Origin of the sequence: Dasania marina DSM 21967 (assembly GCF_000373485.1) — a bacterium.
GTDB lineage: Bacteria > Pseudomonadota > Gammaproteobacteria > Pseudomonadales > Dasaniaceae > Dasania > Dasania marina.
In genome coordinates this window covers 33,668-49,461 of sequence record NZ_KB891575.1, presented here as the reverse complement: position 1 = coordinate 49,461, position 15,794 = coordinate 33,668, and the positions used below count along the sequence as shown (strand labels likewise).

At 46.1% G+C, this 15,794-nt stretch carries 11 protein-coding genes; 8 read left to right on the top strand and 3 right to left on the bottom strand.

The features are described 5' to 3' along the window. Positions 1 to 294 precede the first annotated feature (294 nt). The 6 genes from B067_RS0100205 (at position 295) to argE (ending at position 7,422) form a co-directional block, all read left to right on the top strand. Positions 295 to 1,791 (top strand): aldehyde dehydrogenase, encoded by a 1,497-nt coding sequence (locus tag B067_RS0100205; protein ID WP_019528022.1) that lies wholly within the window; start codon positions 295 to 297, stop codon positions 1,789 to 1,791. A gap of 50 nt (positions 1,792 to 1,841) precedes the next feature. After that, positions 1,842 to 3,233: an APC family permease gene (locus B067_RS0100200; protein ID WP_019528021.1), complete on the top strand. Its 1,392-nt coding sequence runs from the start codon at positions 1,842 to 1,844 to the stop codon at positions 3,231 to 3,233. 109 nt (positions 3,234 to 3,342) lie between these two features. Then, positions 3,343 to 4,785: an aspartate ammonia-lyase gene (gene aspA, locus B067_RS0100195; protein WP_019528020.1), complete on the top strand. Its 1,443-nt coding sequence runs from the start codon at positions 3,343 to 3,345 to the stop codon at positions 4,783 to 4,785. 155 nt (positions 4,786 to 4,940) lie between these two features. Further along, a complete protein-coding gene (locus B067_RS0100190) occupies positions 4,941 to 5,351 on the top strand; it encodes a RidA family protein (protein WP_026244309.1) in 411 nt (136 codons plus the stop codon). A 169-nt stretch (positions 5,352 to 5,520) separates the two neighbouring features. Next, positions 5,521 to 6,207, top strand: a complete 687-nt coding sequence (locus B067_RS0100185) for a DUF1028 domain-containing protein (protein WP_026244308.1) — start codon at positions 5,521 to 5,523, stop codon at positions 6,205 to 6,207. Positions 6,208 to 6,264: 57 nt separating this feature from the next. Continuing rightward, a complete protein-coding gene (argE, locus tag B067_RS0100180; RefSeq protein WP_019528017.1) occupies positions 6,265 to 7,422 on the top strand; it encodes an acetylornithine deacetylase in 1,158 nt (385 codons plus the stop codon). Between the two features lie 125 nt (positions 7,423 to 7,547). On the opposite strand, the gene B067_RS0100175 is transcribed toward argE, so the two are convergent. Then, a complete protein-coding gene (locus B067_RS0100175) occupies positions 7,548 to 10,034 on the bottom strand; it encodes a TonB-dependent receptor (RefSeq protein WP_019528016.1) in 2,487 nt (828 codons plus the stop codon). A 304-nt stretch (positions 10,035 to 10,338) separates the two neighbouring features. Here B067_RS0100175 and B067_RS0100170 point away from each other — a divergent pair, with 304 nt between their 5' ends. After that, the gene (locus tag B067_RS0100170; protein WP_019528015.1) at positions 10,339 to 10,923 is read left to right on the top strand and encodes an aspartyl/asparaginyl beta-hydroxylase domain-containing protein; all 585 of its coding nucleotides are present in this window, start codon (positions 10,339 to 10,341) and stop codon (positions 10,921 to 10,923) included. A 25-nt stretch (positions 10,924 to 10,948) separates the two neighbouring features. Then, on the top strand, positions 10,949 to 11,872 hold the full coding sequence (locus B067_RS0100165; protein WP_019528014.1) for a hypothetical protein: 924 nt from the start codon (positions 10,949 to 10,951) through the stop codon (positions 11,870 to 11,872). A gap of 302 nt (positions 11,873 to 12,174) precedes the next feature. Here the strand turns inward: B067_RS0100165 and B067_RS0100160 are convergent, their stop codons facing one another. Both B067_RS0100160 and B067_RS19195 read right to left on the bottom strand, forming a co-directional pair. After that, positions 12,175 to 14,178 carry a tetratricopeptide repeat-containing sulfotransferase family protein gene (locus B067_RS0100160; RefSeq protein WP_019528013.1) on the bottom strand — a complete coding sequence of 668 codons (2,004 nt, stop codon included), beginning with the start codon at positions 14,176 to 14,178 and terminating at the stop codon, positions 12,175 to 12,177. Between the two features lie 140 nt (positions 14,179 to 14,318). After that, positions 14,319 to 15,659, bottom strand: coding sequence for an MATE family efflux transporter (locus B067_RS19195; RefSeq protein ID WP_019528012.1), 1,341 nt, complete (start codon positions 15,657 to 15,659; stop codon positions 14,319 to 14,321). Positions 15,660 to 15,794 lie beyond the last annotated feature (135 nt).

The window sequence follows — 15,794 nt, the reverse complement described above, 5'->3', positions numbered from 1 at the left end:
TTTGTAAGTGTATTAAAAAAAATTATGTAAGGGTGTTGGTGTATTACGGCATTGGAAAGCGCTGGTTACAGGTGGGGATGCTGCTGTTTATCCGTTGTTTATATGTGAGTTTTCCTTCAAGCAGGTTGTGCTATATAGATGCCGATAACGGCATTTACCTAAATAAGTAAATGTTATCTAGATCCACGTCTTTTTATATTTTAAATATCCCAGCAAAACGCGCAGACTCGATCGCACTGTAATAGGTCTAGGCTTCCACTGCCCAATAGGCCCTAGCAAAGAGCGAATATAACAATGACTGACCATAGCTACGCATTTTGGCAAGCCAAAGCAAAAACGATCACCCTAAAAAACCTAGCCTTTATTAATGGCGAATACCGTGCGGCCCAATCGGCTGCGACTTATGAGGTGATTAACCCTGCTACTGAACAGTTGCTAGCAGAGGTGAGCGCCTGTGATGAGGCCGATGTAGATGCGGCAGTAAGCTGTGCTCGCAGCAGCTTTGATAGCGGTGTATGGGCGGGTAAAACACCCTCCGAGCGCAAAGCCATCGTGTTAAAACTGGCGCAATTAATTATTGATAATAAAGAAGAGCTAGCGCTGCTGGAAACCCTGGATATGGGTAAGCCGGTTATGGATGCCCTCAATGTTGATGTGATGGGTGCCTCGGCTATATTGACCTGGTATGCGGAAGCAGCCGATAAAATTTATGATGAAATTGCCCCCACCGGTGATGGCGCTTTAGCCACCATGACCCGTGAGCCTATAGGCGTGATAGCGGCGATAGTGCCTTGGAACTTCCCCCTAGATATAGCAATCTGGAAACTGGCACCGGCATTGATGGCGGGTAACAGTGTTATCGTCAAGCCTGCTGAGCAATCGCCGCACTCGGTGTTGCGTTTAGCTGAGTTAGCGATAGACGCTGGTGTGCCCAAGGGCGTATTTAATGTTGTGACAGGTTATGGCCATGTGGCGGGTAAAGCCTTGGGCTTACATAACGATGTTGATGTGGCGACGTTTACCGGGTCAACGGCAGTGGGTAAGTTATTCTTGCGCTATAGCAGCGAGTCGAATATGAAGCCCGTGTGGCTGGAGACAGGCGGCAAGAGCCCTAATGTTATTTTTGCCGATTGCGAAAATTTAGAGAAGGCGGCCGATAAAGCAGCCTTTGGTATTTTCTTTAATCAAGGTGAGGTGTGCTCGGCCAATTCACGTTTATTAGTAGAAAATTCTATTAAAGATGAATTTGTAGAAAAGATGATAGCCCGCGCCAAGGCGGTAGTGTTAGGCGATCCGCTAAACCCAGAAACCACCATGGGGCCTATCGTTAATCGCAAGCAGGTCGATAGCATCATCTCCTTAATTGAACGCGCTAAGACTGAGGGTTGTGTAGCTGTTGCTGGCGGTAGTGGTGCGACTATCGATGGCTCTAGCCTTTATGTGCAGCCTACAATTTTTAACGATGTTACCAATCAAATGACTATAGCCCGCGAAGAAGTGTTTGGGCCGGTATTATCAGTAATAGGCTTTGACAGCGAGGAGGAGGCTATAGCCATCGCCAATGACACGCCCTATGGTTTGGCAGCCTCGGTGTGGACAGATAGCCTCAATAGAGCCCATAGAGTTGCCCGCAAAATTAAGGCAGGTACTGTATCGGTGAATACCGTTGATGCGCTAAGCCCGATGACACCTTTTGGTGGTTATAAACAATCGGGTATAGGTAGGGATTTATCCATACATGCGTTTGATAAATTCACCCAAGTAAAAACCACTTGGATAGACTTTAGCTAAGCGCATTAATGCCAGAACTTAATGTCAGAATTTAATGCCAGGGTATAACAATGAAACAAGAAACCATAATAAAAAAAGACAGCTTTAAGCGCACTTTAGGCTTTAAGTCGTTACTGGCTGTGGCCATAGGTTTGGTGGTGTCACAGGGTGTGATGGTTATCATGCTACAAGGGGCTGGCTTTGCTGGGCTGGGTTTTTTTATTGCTATGGGCTTGGGCTACTTATTAGCAGTGTCCTATGTGTTTTCATTTTCTGAGCTGGCGTTGATGTTTCCTAGGGCGGGTACCTTAAGTACCTATACCGAGGTGGCGATAGGGCACTTCCCCGCGATTGTGGCGGTGTTCTCCGGTTATGTGGTGGTGGCTATGTTTGCCACCTCTGCCGAATTAGTGCTTATAGACTTGTTGCTGGAGCATTTATTCCCCGGTTTATTCCCGCCTTTTGTGGTGGCCTTTGGTTTGTTGTTTGCCTTCATGCTGTTAAATATTAAAGGTGTGGATATATTTGCCAGCCTGCAATCGGTGTTGGCCTATACCATGATTACGTTTTTATTATTAATAGGTGGCTTATCGGTATACGGTGGTATTGCCGAGCCACAGCCGGGTATTGATTTGACCACAGAAATTAACCCCATGGGTTGGGGCGTGCTGTCCTTAGTTGCTTTAGCGGTGTGGGGGTTTGTGGGGGCCGAGTTTGTTTGTCCGTTAGTAGAAGAAACCAAGCAGCCTGAAAAAAATATACCGCGAGCCATGTTAGCCGGTGTCACCATTATTTTTGTGATTTATATATTGTATTGCTTAGGCGCGATGCTGTATGTGCCTGCAGAAACATTAACCACTGCCGCTCTGCCACACTTAGAATTTGTAAAAGCGGTATTTGGTGAAAAAGGTTTAGTGTTTTTAACGGTGGCGGCAATTACTGCAACCTGCAGCACCGTTAATACCTCTTTAGCTGCAGTGCCACGCATGATTTATGGCATGGCACATAATGGACAAACTTTTTCGGTATTTAAACGCCTGCATAAAAAACATCAAACGCCCTGGGCTGCCATCGTGTTTATTGCTGCGGTCACCGGCCTGCCCATATTGATTTACGGCCGCAATGCCGATGCTATTTTATTATTGCTTACCGGGGCGGCTATAGCCTGGTTGGTGGCTTATATTATTGCTCATGTCGACGTAATGGTGTTGCGCCACCGTTTACCGAATATGGCGCGCCCTTTTAAAACCCCTTTCTACCCTTTACCACAGTTGCTAGGCATAGCGGGCATGATCTACGGCATTATCCACGCCGCGCCTTCTGAAGAGTTAGAATTTCAGGTGATGTTAATCGCCGGTTCAGTGCTGTTAGTGGGCTGTATCTTAGCGGCCCTATGGGTGAAACTGGTGATGAAGCGAGGGTTGTTTGAGCCCAGCACAGTTAGTGAAGCCATGAACGACTAAGCTTATTTTTCTTGAGGCGGGCCCTGCGTTGATGGATTGGTTGCAGTGCTAGGCCTCTTTCTATTTATTTCTTTATTTTTATTATTGCGTCTATCGTAAGAGGTGCCCTGTGTCTAAAAAAAAATCCAACATCCGTATTGAATCCGATCTGATCGGTGAACGTCAACTGCCCTGGGATGTTTACTATGGCGTGCAAACCCTGCGCGCGGTAGAAAATTTTGCCATTAGCAATATCAAAGTAGGTGACTTCCCACACTTTGTTAAAGCCTTGGCGATGGTAAAAAAAGCCTGCGTTAAAGCCAATATCAAACTGGGTTTAATTGATTTAACAATTGCCAACGCTATCGCTAGTGCCTGTGATGACGTAATAGCCGGGCATTACAACGATCAGTTTGTAGTGGATATGATACAGGGCGGGGCAGGCACCTCTACCAATATGAATGCCAATGAGGTGATAGCCAATAGAGCGTTAGAAATACTAGGCTATGAAAAAGGCCGCTACGATATAGTAAACCCCAATAACCATGTTAACTTATCGCAATCGACTAATGATGTTTACCCCACTGCTATACGCTTGTGTTTAATCTTGTCGGCCCCTGAATTGTATGAAGCCATTGCCGGTTTAGGCTACCAATGCAAGCAGAAGGCGGTTGATTTTTCGGATGTGATAAAAATGGGCCGTACCCAATTGCAAGACGCGGTGCCTATTACCTTGGGGCAAGAGTTTGAAGCCTATTATGCCAACCTCAAAGAAGACTTAGAAAAACTTAAAGAAACGGCCTCCAGTTTTAGGGAAATAAACTTGGGTGCTACGGCCATAGGTACGGGTATTAATACGGACCCCGAATACTCCAGCCTAGCCATAGAAGAATTGTGCTGGATAGCCGATATGCACTTTATTAAAGCCAGTAACTTGATCGAAGCAACCAGTGATATGGGTGATTTTGTGCTGCTTTCTAGCTTGTTAAAGCGCACGGCTATTAAAGTGTCGAAAATGTGTAACGACTTGCGCTTAATGAGCAGCGGCCCGCGAGCAGGCTTTAATGAAATTAATCTGCCAGCCATGCAGCCCGGCTCCTCTATTATGCCTGGCAAGGTCAACCCGGTTATCCCCGAGGTGGTTAATCAGGTAGCCTATCAAGTGATAGGTAACGACTTAACGGTGACCATGGCGGCAGAGGCAGGTCAGTTAGAGCTGAATGTAATGGAGCCTGTTATTGTGTTTAATATTTTGCGCTCTATGCAATTTTTAACCAATGCCTTAAACACCTTATCAACAAAGTGTATAGCGGGTATTACCGCTAATAAAGAACACTGCAAAAATATGGTGTATAACAGTATAGGTATAGTAACGGCGGTGAACCCCTACTTGGGCTACCAAGCCTCAACCCGCATAGCGAAAGAGGCCTTGGATACCGGTGCCAATATTATTGATTTGATTAGGCGCGATGGCCTACTAACCGATCAGCAGTTGGCGGAAATTTTAAAGCCAGAAAATATGACCCAGCCCAGACGGCATAATAAGCTTATCGTTGTAGGCGATAGCGCATAGTGGCGATTTCTAGCGTTGTTCAGCATCGATTAGCATTGATTAAATTGATCTTATTAATCAAATAATAATATTTTATTAATCAAACGAGGATGCTTATTCTTGCCTGCAAGCAGCATGCTACGCTGCAAGCGCTAATACATAGAGGAAATATAGCAATGCCCACACACGAACGGATAAGAATGTTCAATACTAAAGAAACCTATCCCAACCAAAAGTTGGATAATGATCTTTGTCAGGCTGTTAGGGCGGGAAATACCGTTTACGTCCGCGGCCAAGTAGGAACAGACTTTGAAGGAAACTTGGTTGGCTTGGGCGATCCTGCCGCCCAGGCCGAACAAGCCATGAAAAATGTTAAACAGCTATTGAAAGAGGCAGGCTCTGATATGAGCCATATTGTCAAAACGACCACGTATATCACTGACCCTCGTTTTCGTGAAGACGTCTATGCTGAAGTGGGCAAATGGCTGAAAGGGGTATTCCCCATCTCCACGGGCTTAGTGGTGTCGGGCCTAGCACAGCCGCAGTGGTTAATGGAAATAGACATTATTGCCGTCATTCCAGATTAAATAGCAGCCAGATTAAATAGCAACCGGGTTAAATAGAAGCCGGATTACATGGCAGCCTGAGTAATACTGCCACTCATAGTTGTTAAGGCTTTGGCTTTGTTACGGTAAATTTATAACCGGGCTATTATCGCGAGCCTGGTTTTGTGTTTTAAAAGAATAGGATTAATCTATGACTTTCTCTTTAGTAGCAAGATGCCCAGAGAGCGGCATGATGGGCACGGTAGTCACTTCATCTAGTATTTGTGTTGCCAGCCGCTGTTCTTTTGTAAGGCCTGCGGTAGGTGCGGCGCAAAGCCAAAATATTACTGACCCCGAATTAGGCCCAAGGTTGCTTGATTTATGTGAGCAGGGTTTGTCGGCGCAAGAGGCCATGGCGCAAGTGGTCAATGAAACAGAGAAAGTACAATGGCGTCAGCTGGGCCTTATTGATAAAAACGGCGGCACGGCTTGCTTTAGCGGCAACGAAACCTTAGGCATTAACGCTATGGCAGAAGGTAAAGACTGTGTAGCCATGGGCAATATGCTAGCCAATACTGAAATACCCGCTGCCATGGTCGCCGCTTTTGAGCAGGCTGTAGGTAGCTTGCCAGAACGTTTATTGGCTGGCATAGCAGCGGGTTTAGACGCTGGTGGTGAAGCTGGCCCCATCCACTCTGCGGGTTTATTGGTAGCCGCAGCAGATACTAGCTGGCCAGTAGTCAACTTGCGTGTTGATTGGGAAGACGAGCCCGACTACGCCATCAACAAGCTACACAGTGTTTGGTTAAATTATCTGCCGCAAATGCAAGCCTATATCACCCGTTCAGTAACACCTGAAAATTCGGACCCTTATGGCGTGCCCGGTGACCCAGCTTAATAGCGCTGTATTGAAACCCTTTAGTAAACAAGCTAAACCACAAACCTAAGAGCAAACATGGCTGATATAGAAAGTTTAGAACTAATAGAAAAGCTGATTCAATTCGATACCACTAGCTATAAATCCAATTTAGAGCTCATTGAATTTGTGCGTGACTATTTATTAAGCTTTGGTGTGGAGTCGCAACTGGTTTATAACCCCGAGCAAAGCAAAGCCAACTTATATGCCACCATAGGGCCGAAAGATGTGCCGGGTGTGATGCTGTCTGGCCATACTGATGTGGTGCCTGTTACCGGCCAAAATTGGCATACTGATCCTTTCTCTGTGGTAGAAAAGGATGGCTTGCTCTACGGCCGTGGCACTGCTGATATGAAAAGCTTTATTGCCATAGCTTTGGCTTTTGTACCAGAAATGTTGCGTGCGAATTTAACAACGCCGGTGCATTTAGCGTTTTCTTTTGATGAGGAAATAGGCTGTGTAGGGGTAAGGCATTTATTAAAAATGATGGCCGACATGCCTATCAAACCCGCCATGTGCATAGTGGGTGAACCCACCAGCATGCAAGTAGTGAATGCCCACAAAGGTAAATTAGCACAGCGGGTTACGGTAAAAGGCTTAGAGGCGCATTCAAGCCTGCCGCATACTGGTGTTAATGCAGTGGACTATGCCGCTGAGTTGGTGGTGTATATACGCAAGCTCGGCAAGCAATTAGCCGATCAAGGCCCCCATGAAGAAGGCTTTGAGGTGACGTACACCACCTTGCATACCGGAAAAATTAACGGCGGCACCGCCTTAAATATTGTACCTAAAGAATGCACTTTCGATTTTGAAATTCGTAACATTCCCGGGCAGGATCCAGTGCCTTTATTAGAAGACATTAAAAATTACGCTTTTAATACCTTGCAGCCAGAAATGACGGCGGTGGATAAAGACAGTGGTTTTGAATTTAATCAATTATCTGGTTACCCCGGCATGTTTACCCCAGCCGATGAAGAAGTGGTTAACTTTGTTAAAGGCCTAACCGATGTGCAGGGGCTTAAAAAAATTACTTTTGGTACTGAGGGCGGTTTGTTTACCGAGCGTCTAGGCATACCCACCGTGGTGTGCGGCCCTGGTAATATAGAGCAGGCGCATAAGCCCAATGAGTTTATTGCCCTAGAGCAAGTCGCTGCTATGAATAGCTTTATTCGTCGATTGATTGCGGCGTTAACCTAGCTTTAGTTTTTGCATTACTGATATTTTATTCTTGAAATACGCCTATCATTTAACGGTTATAAATATAACAGGCAAAAAAAAACCCCTTGCATGCAAGGGGTTTTTTTTGTGGCTAGCTTAGCTAATTAAAAGCTGCGCCTTACCGTTAAGGTTAGGTTTCTCGGTTTGTTAATCGAGACCCTCTTCGCGGTACCCCAGCGCTCGTTAAAGAATTGCTGAGCGCGTTCGTCAAACATATTCTCTAGTTTAAGGCTGCCGCTCCACTCTTCATTAGACATGCCTACAGCAAAGTCCATGGTTTCGTAGTGATCCTGCTCGACAACGGAACCTTCAAGTGCCGTGGCTCCTAGGCCAGCAACAGAGTTGACGGAGTTACCCACATAGCTGTAATCAAACTTCACGTAGGGGTCCATGCCCAGCCACTGCTCTTGGAAGTTATACTCCAAACCTAAGCTGCCTTTTTGATCGGGCGATATAGGTAGCCGAGTACCATCAGTTATAACAACTGGGGTAGCACTGTCACCAAAGGCAATCTCATCTTTGGATAAAGCGGCGTCTAGGTAGGCATAGGTTAAGCTGAGTTCTAGGCCTTCGGTAGCGGCGAAAACAACCTCTAGTTCAAGGCCGTCAATTGTCGCTTCAGCAAAGTTAATCACCCCTGTTGAGAATACTGCCGGTTGCGGATCATTGACCTGTATTTGGATATCCTCCCATATCATATGGTATGCCACGGCATTAACCCGCAGTCGATTATCCATCCACGAGGTTTTGAAGCCCGCCTCATAATTAATTAAGAAATCTGAGTCAAAGCTTCTATCGATTATTGAATTGGATTTTAATGCGTTACCACCACCACTACGGAAGCCCTCCGAGTAAGTGGCAAATATCATTTTGTCGTAGTCAATGTTATAGCGAATGCCTAATTTACCGACAAAGCCATCTTCTTTAACTTTGGTTGCACCTATATTGCTAATGTAATCGCGGTTAACGTCGGGGTCTAATCCGGTAGGGGTTAAGCCACCTTGAAATAAGGTTCTATCACGCTCATTTTCATACCAGCGGCCACCGGCGGTGATAGTGATGTTTTCAGTGATGTCAAAATTGCCTTCGCCGAATAGGGCGGTGTCTTTGACTGTACCTTCATACACGCCAAAGAACCAACTGTCACTGTCTACCCCATACCAGCTGCCGTCAGGCTTACCGTTAAGCGAATCGTCAGCATAGTAATTAAAGTAATAGGCATTCTTGCTTTCACCAAAATCAGCAGTGCCCGACCTGAAAGTCGTTTTGCTATCAGTTTTATTGTAAAACACGCCAACAATAGCGTCCCAGTCACCGTCTTCACCATTAAACTGCAGGCGGGCTTCTAGGCTAAAGCGATCTTCTTCAGAGTCTTCAGAGGCTTTGGCTCTGGGTCTACCGTTATAGTTGCCAGGTGCTGAGCCAGCTAGGGCGCCAAAGTCGTAGAATTTAAAGTCAGCATCTACCTCGTAATGCCCGTAATAAGGGTTTGGGTGGGTTGCATTATAAAGGGCTTCGGCATCATCCGATTCGTTTTGGAAGTCTGTGAAATAATCTGTAGCATCGGCTTGGTAAAAGCTTTCACGCTCAAAGTAGGCTGCACTCACAACAGCGGTGGCAAAGCCTAAATCACCCTCTAAGGTGAGGCCTACTTGATACCATTCGTCTTCTGAGTACTCATCGTTGTAGCGTACCTGCTCCAGCCCACCTACATCTAAGTTGGTATCACTAAAGCCATCGTTTTCGGTTTTTTGGTATACCACCATGGAGTCCATTAACCAATCGTCGTTAATATCCCAGTGTAAAGCTACTCTGCCGCCGCTTTCGGTGGCTGAGTTGATGTTGTCTTTGGCGTTGGCGCTGTTATCAAAGCCTAATGGTCCGCCACTAGCGAATTGGCTACCAGCTGGGTTGGCTTGCAGTACGTTGTCTATATAGCCCGCTTCTTCATAGGAAAAGCCAACTAAGCGTATCGCCATATTATCGTTAATGGGGATGTTAACCATGGCGCTAATGCCGCCTTCGGCTTCGCCATGCTCTACATAGCCTAAGTCACCTTCTACCCAAGCGCTAAATCCGGAGGGGTCAGCCTTATTGGTGATTATACGCAAGGCACCAGATTGCGACGAGTCACCAAACAGCGTGCCCTGTGGGCCGCTCAAGGCTTCTAAGCGCTCTATGTCTATCATACGTGGGTTGGCATTGGCGCCATCAGAGGTGATGGGCTGCTCATCCAAATACACGGAGCTGGAAGAGTTGGTGCCATATGAGATGGCCGAGGCCACTACGCCACGGAACACTACCGAGGTGCCACCGGGCTCACGTCGTGAAAAAGCTAGGCCTGGGATTTTTTTGGCATATTCATCGATGCCAACAAAGCCTTGTTTTTCAATGTCGGACGTTGTGAAGGCGGTGATGGACTGCGGTACATCTTGCAGGTTTTGCATCTCTTTGGTTGAGGTCACAATGACCTCTTCGAGTACCGGAGCTGCATGGGCGGATTGTAACGCCAATACCGTGCTGGAAATGAGCGCGGCTAAGGCCTTACGGCGATAGGGTAGGTTATTCGTAGGGGGGAGCTTCTTTTTCATTCTGTCTCCAGTGTTTATTTTATTGTTATAGGTGTTATAGGATCATACCTTCACTCACCTTAGTCGATTAAATTTTGATTGCCAATAGGGGGTTGATTAAAAAACCCATGAATAAGCGTTCAGTCAGTAAATACGTCGGAAACACTGTATTTACCCTAGTAGATAGTGCTTAAACTGGCGTTATAAAAATATTTTCATATAGTTATCAGGGGTTTTTATAGCGCTTAGTAATTTCCTGTTGACCTAGCTGCTTGCGGTGATTATGGTTTCAGCAGTGAAAATAATAATGCATGAGGGTTAGGGAATGGATATAGGCGTTCCGCTGCGGGATTTGGGCGAGGTAGATAGCACTGCGTTAATTGAGCGCGTGCTGGGTTTTGAGGACCAGGTCTGGGTTGAAAATTCCTATAGGCAAAAGCAGTATGATGTACATACGCTTACCGAATCGGTGGTCATGATTTTTACCGATGGCAAGGGCTGGCCTAATATCGAGGTGTCGAAAGAATCGGGCTGGGACTTGTTGGCCGATGTAGCCATGCCGTTAATGCATAGCATCATAGAAGAATTTTACCCGCCAGGCGGCACCATTATTCGTGCCATGGCCGCTAAGTTATTGGTGGGTGGTGTTATCAAGCCTCATGTTGATGCGCACCCCTCCTTTCATGTAGGCCACAGAATACACATACCCATCACCACTAATTCGCGGGTGCGCTTTATGATAGACGGCAAACCCAATCGCCTCGCTGTTGGCCGCGCCTACGAAATTAATAACCAAAACCAACACAGCGTTATGAACAAGGGCAAAGAGGATAGAATTACTTTTATTTTCGACTATGTCCCGCCAGAGCAATTGCAAAGAATGCAGCAAATGCAGGCTCAACAATCATAATAACTAGCCAGAATTTGAGAGCTTTATGACCAAATTAATTGCTACCTCCGTAGTGCGAGGTAGCCACCAAGGTGAGAGCCATGGTGGTGTTTATTTAGTAGATTTTGAGCATGAGAAAACCTTACAGGTGGTTGATTGGAACACTTCCGATATAGACTGGCAGGGCCGTGGTTGGGATAGGGGCTTACGAGGTATAGCCTTTGATGGCGATAGAGTGTTTATTGCCGCTAGTAATGAGTTGTTTGAATACACCCCAGATTTTAAGCAGGTAGCCTCCTATAAATGCCCGGGCTTAATGCACTGCCATGAAATTTCTGTGTACAAACGTCGCTTGTATTTAACGTCTACGGGCTTCGATGCCATCTTGGCGTTTGATTTAGATAACAATCAGTTTTGTTTTGGTTTACAAATTAAAGAGCTGGCTAATGGTGCGGGCTATGGCGGCGGCACTTTTAATCCCAATTTACAGAAAGCGGTTTCGCAAAGTAATGAGCTGCATATAAATAATGTGTTTTGTGATGCCAAAGGTTTATATATTAGCGGCTTAAAAACCCGTGGCTTGCTACGCTTTGATGGTAGGCGAGTAGAAAAACTAATCTCTCTGCCTAAAGGTATGCACAATGCTAGGCCGTATCGCGATGGCGTTATTTTTAACGACACCGCCTCTGATGTGGTGCGCTATGTGATAGAAGATGATGAGCATCTTTGTTTTAACGTGCCACAGTATGCCCCCGAGCAATTATTAAATACCGAGATGGACGACACCCGTATAGCTAGGTCCGGTTTTGGTCGCGGTTTATGTGACGTAGGCAATGGCGTTATCGCCGGTGGCTCTTCACCGTCGACCATAGCTTTACATAACGTCGACACGCGAAAGACTTTTGCGCAGGTGAATTTAACCATGGATATACGTAATGCAATTCATGGTTTAGAGCTGTGGCCTTTTTGAAAATCATCAGCTTAGGCTGATGATTTTAGCTATAAGCTATAAGCTATAAGCTATAAGCTACAAGAGGTAAGAGGCGAATGGCACTTATTTAAGCAAAAAGTGTGAGTCATACCCAAAGCACTCGCTACGCTCACGGGGCAGGCTCTTCCGGCCTCCGAGTCGGAATCCAGCTGTTAAATATGGATACCGGCTTTCGCCGGTATGACGAAGCAGTGAAGAAATATGGCTTAAGTAAGTATCATTCAGGTAAGCGGCAAGATGGTTGCTGTTTTCCTTGTAGCTTACAGCTTATAGCTCAGCCACTAAGTGGCTGACAAATATTTCTCATATCTAGGCAACACATCTTCTAAAACTTCTTTGAGCTCTTCCAGCTCTGATTCATAACGACGCCATTTGCCTATGCTGCGGGTGTATATGGGTTGCCGTACTTGCTCTGAGCTGGGTGTGCGTACGGCTCTGTCGTTGTCGTGAAAGTTTACGCAGCTGTCTTCCCAAGGTAGTTCTAGGTATTCCAGAATACGTTTTACCTGGCCTTCTAAGTCAGCCACGGTTTCTTCATATTGGCAGGTCAGAATTTTACCGGGCATCACTTCATGCCAGTGGTCCATTAGACGTTGGTATTGCAAATAATATTCGCCTATATCGGTTTGGTCGTAGGCGAAGTTTTGCCCTTTGGCATAAAGTTGGCGCAGGTTACCGACACAGGCATCCATAGGGTTGCGTCTGGCATCAATGATTTTTGCATTGGGTAAGATGCAGTGTAAAAAACCTAGGTGAGGAAAGTTGTTAGGCATTTTGTCAATAAAGTAGGGGGTTTTTTCTACTCTATGAATTTCTGCCGCATCAAGATAATCCTGCCCTAGCTGTTTTAAATGGCGTTCTTTTAGTTCTAGTACCGCTTCGGGGTAATTAACGCCATCAACACGATTTTTGCTCAGTGAGGTCGACACCCTGGTTAAATAGGGCAGCTCAGAGGTGCCTTCAACCTGGCTGTGGCTGGCGATAATTTGCTCTAATAAGGTGGAGCCGGAGCGGGGTAGGCCGACGATAAAAATGGGTGCCTTGTCGCTGTTGCCTAGGCCTGCATACTTTGCAATTAAGTCTGCGGTGAAAGTGGCAATGACTTTGTCGTTAGTGACTTCGGTGTGTACCGGGTCATAGTTGATTTCTGCGCGCTGTTCATTATTGCCTAGTTGATAATAGTGCCAAGCTTTTTGATAGTCTTTTCTATCATCAAAGGCTTTGCCTAGGGCAAATAAGAAGTTAATACGTGAACTGGCGGGTATGTCTTGTTGCGCTGAGCGGCTTTCCATTTCAGCAATTTGTGTATCATTAAATTTATAGGTTTTTAAATTGGCTAAGCTCCAATAGGTTTCACCATTGTCGGGCCGGGACTGTATGCAATCTTCATAGGCCTTAATGCCTTCGTCTAAGCGGCCAGCGGTTTTTAGTTGGTGTGCCATGCTCAGTAGGGCGCCGGGGTGGCCGGGGGCTATCTCTAGGCAGCGTTGATATATAGCGATGGCTTCCTTTGGATCGGACGCTGGGGCCAGTGTGCTGGCTAGTTGTAAATAGGCTTTGGGGCGGTTGGGGGCAATGGCAATGGCTTTTTTGAAGGTGTCTACCGCTTCATGATAACGGTTTTGATTTTTATAGATTTCCCCTAGGTCTAGCAAAGCTAATAAAAAATCGGGGGCTTTAGCTACTGCACGCTTTAAGAATCGCTCGGCATCATCATAATGCGCTGCTGCAGAGGCTAGTTGCGCTAGCATGCGTAGGGCGTCAACATTATCGGGGTTGCTTTTTAGTACTTCGCGGTAGCCTTTTTCAGCATCCTCTAAGCGACCTTCTTTTTGGGCCTTGGCAGCCATGGCCATGGCTTTTCTTTCGGGGGATAAGTTAAATGCTGCTTCATACGCTTGGTCGGCTTCTTTACCCCGGCCTACAGCGGCTAAAGCTTTGCCTAAGTTAAAAAATGCCACGTCTAATTGTGAGTCCAAGTGCACCGCTTTTTGCAATAAGGGTATAGCCTCTTCGTAGCGATCATCATTAACTAGTAATAAACCTAGGTCTTCATGGGGCTTGGCAAAAGTAGGTGCCAAGTCTATAGCTTTGTTAAGTTGTTGTTCTGCGGCGCTTATGTCATTGGTTTGTAAATAGCATGCGCCTAATAAAGCAACCATATTTACATCATTGCTATTGCGTACCAAGGCACTTTGGCAAATTTCTATGGCTCTTGGTGCCTGGCCATTGTTGAGATGGTGTATGGCTTCATTAAAAATTTCTTGGGAGGCGGTGGTTGGCATAAGCTACTTCTCGATTTGTTGCAGGGTGTATTGTTATCATTATTATCTTGCATCATCTAGGTGATGGCTAAGCCCGATAATAAAACGATGGGCTATGAATAGCTAGGGCGCTAAGCCGGGCTAGCGTTGCAGGCTTCGCCTTAGCGGTTATCTGCTGTAGGCAGTTTGCAGCGATACATTAGGGCTATGGCTAATAGGCAGGTCATGCCTTCTGCCAAGGGAATGGCCAGGTATATCCCTTTGTTGCCAAACCATAGCGGCAGAGTAAATACAAATAGTAACGGAAAAATTAGGCTGCGGGTCAGTGCCAGTATGGCCGAGGGGATGGGTTGATGTATGGCGGTAAAGTAGGAGGTGAAGGCAATATTGGCACCCAGAAATAAGAAGGTGGGCCAAAAATAACTGATAAAGGTTTTAGCTATGGCAATGGTGTGGGTTTCTTCCGCTTTTAAAAACAACTGAATAATGGGTTCGGGGATAAGTAGTAGTACTAGGCAAAAAGCGGCTCCCACAATAATAGATGAGGAGATGGCGATAGTTAAATATTTGCGTATATTGCCATAGTTTTTGGCCCCTAAGTTTTTGCTGATGGTGGGCTGTAGGGCTTCGCTAATGCCGTAAGAAATCATTACCCCTAAGAACAGCAGGTAAATGATGACGGTAAAGGCGGCGATGCCTTCGGTGCCTAGCTCGGTGATGATAATCCAGTTAAAAAGCAGAGTGACTATGCCTACCGAAATTTCATTGGTGAACTCAGAGATGCCATTGATGGCCGCTTTTAATACCGGTAGCCAAGAGCCTTGCAGCTTAACAAATTTGAGTTTAGCTTTTTTAGAAAAGGGGTGGGGAAGCAGAATCAAAATAATCACGCAGCCCGATAGCCCTGTGGCGAGTGCCGCGCCGGCTAGTCCTTTATCCATTACTACTATAAACAGCCAGTCCAGTATTACGTTGAGTGCGGCGCTAGTCATAAACGCTATGGAGCTGAGTATAGGGCGGCCATCAGCGACGACAAAATAGCTTAAAGCTGCACCTACCATAATCATAGGGGTAAATAATAATTGCAGGTATAAGTAGGTATGCACATTTGCCTGCAGCTCGGCGGTGGCCCCTAGGGCTTTGGCGACCTGTTCGATAAAAACCATGCCAGGTATGCAGAGCAATAGACTAAAAAAAAGTACCGTGAGCATGATTTTAGTGAAACTATCAGCGGCGGCCAGGGGCTTGTTTTCGCCTAAGAATTTGCCCGCGACTACCGATCCGCCTACGGCCAGCATAAACACAATGGCATAAACAAGGGTAATGGCCGGTATGGTTAAGTTTATGGCGGCCAGTGCCTCCTTGCCGACATAGTTGCCCACAAACATAGCATCTATCATTTGGGCTGATGAAATAGAGAGTAGGCCTAGTACTGAAGGTATCGCGTAACGAAAAAAAACGGCGCTGGGGTTGCCCGTAATCGGGTCAAATTTATCTGTCATGGTTACGGTCTGTGCTGGCTACCTGCCTGGTCAAAACACTGGGCAAGGTTATAAAAATAATTAAGACTATTAGTCTCGTTCGCACCGGCTTTTAATAACGGTTGTTGGTCGTGGGCGAAATTCATCGTCATGATG

What these genes read in the sequence shown, in the direction of transcription:
- B067_RS0100190 (WP_026244309.1), top strand. Translation starts at nt 4,941, where the DNA reads ATGCCCACACACGAACGGATAAGAATGTTCAATACTAAAGAAACCTAT.
- B067_RS0100200 (WP_019528021.1), top strand. Translation starts at nt 1,842, where the DNA reads ATGAAACAAGAAACCATAATAAAAAAAGACAGCTTTAAGCGCACTTTA.
- B067_RS0100170 (WP_019528015.1), top strand. Translation starts at nt 10,339, where the DNA reads ATGGATATAGGCGTTCCGCTGCGGGATTTGGGCGAGGTAGATAGCACT.
- B067_RS0100175 (WP_019528016.1), bottom strand. Translation starts at nt 10,034, where the DNA reads ATGAAAAAGAAGCTCCCCCCTACGAATAACCTACCCTATCGCCGTAAG.
- B067_RS19195 (WP_019528012.1), bottom strand. Translation starts at nt 15,659, where the DNA reads ATGACAGATAAATTTGACCCGATTACGGGCAACCCCAGCGCCGTTTTT.
- B067_RS0100185 (WP_026244308.1), top strand. Translation starts at nt 5,521, where the DNA reads ATGACTTTCTCTTTAGTAGCAAGATGCCCAGAGAGCGGCATGATGGGC.
- B067_RS0100205 (WP_019528022.1), top strand. Translation starts at nt 295, where the DNA reads ATGACTGACCATAGCTACGCATTTTGGCAAGCCAAAGCAAAAACGATC.
- B067_RS0100160 (WP_019528013.1), bottom strand. Translation starts at nt 14,178, where the DNA reads ATGCCAACCACCGCCTCCCAAGAAATTTTTAATGAAGCCATACACCAT.
- B067_RS0100165 (WP_019528014.1), top strand. Translation starts at nt 10,949, where the DNA reads ATGACCAAATTAATTGCTACCTCCGTAGTGCGAGGTAGCCACCAAGGT.
- argE (WP_019528017.1), top strand. Translation starts at nt 6,265, where the DNA reads ATGGCTGATATAGAAAGTTTAGAACTAATAGAAAAGCTGATTCAATTC.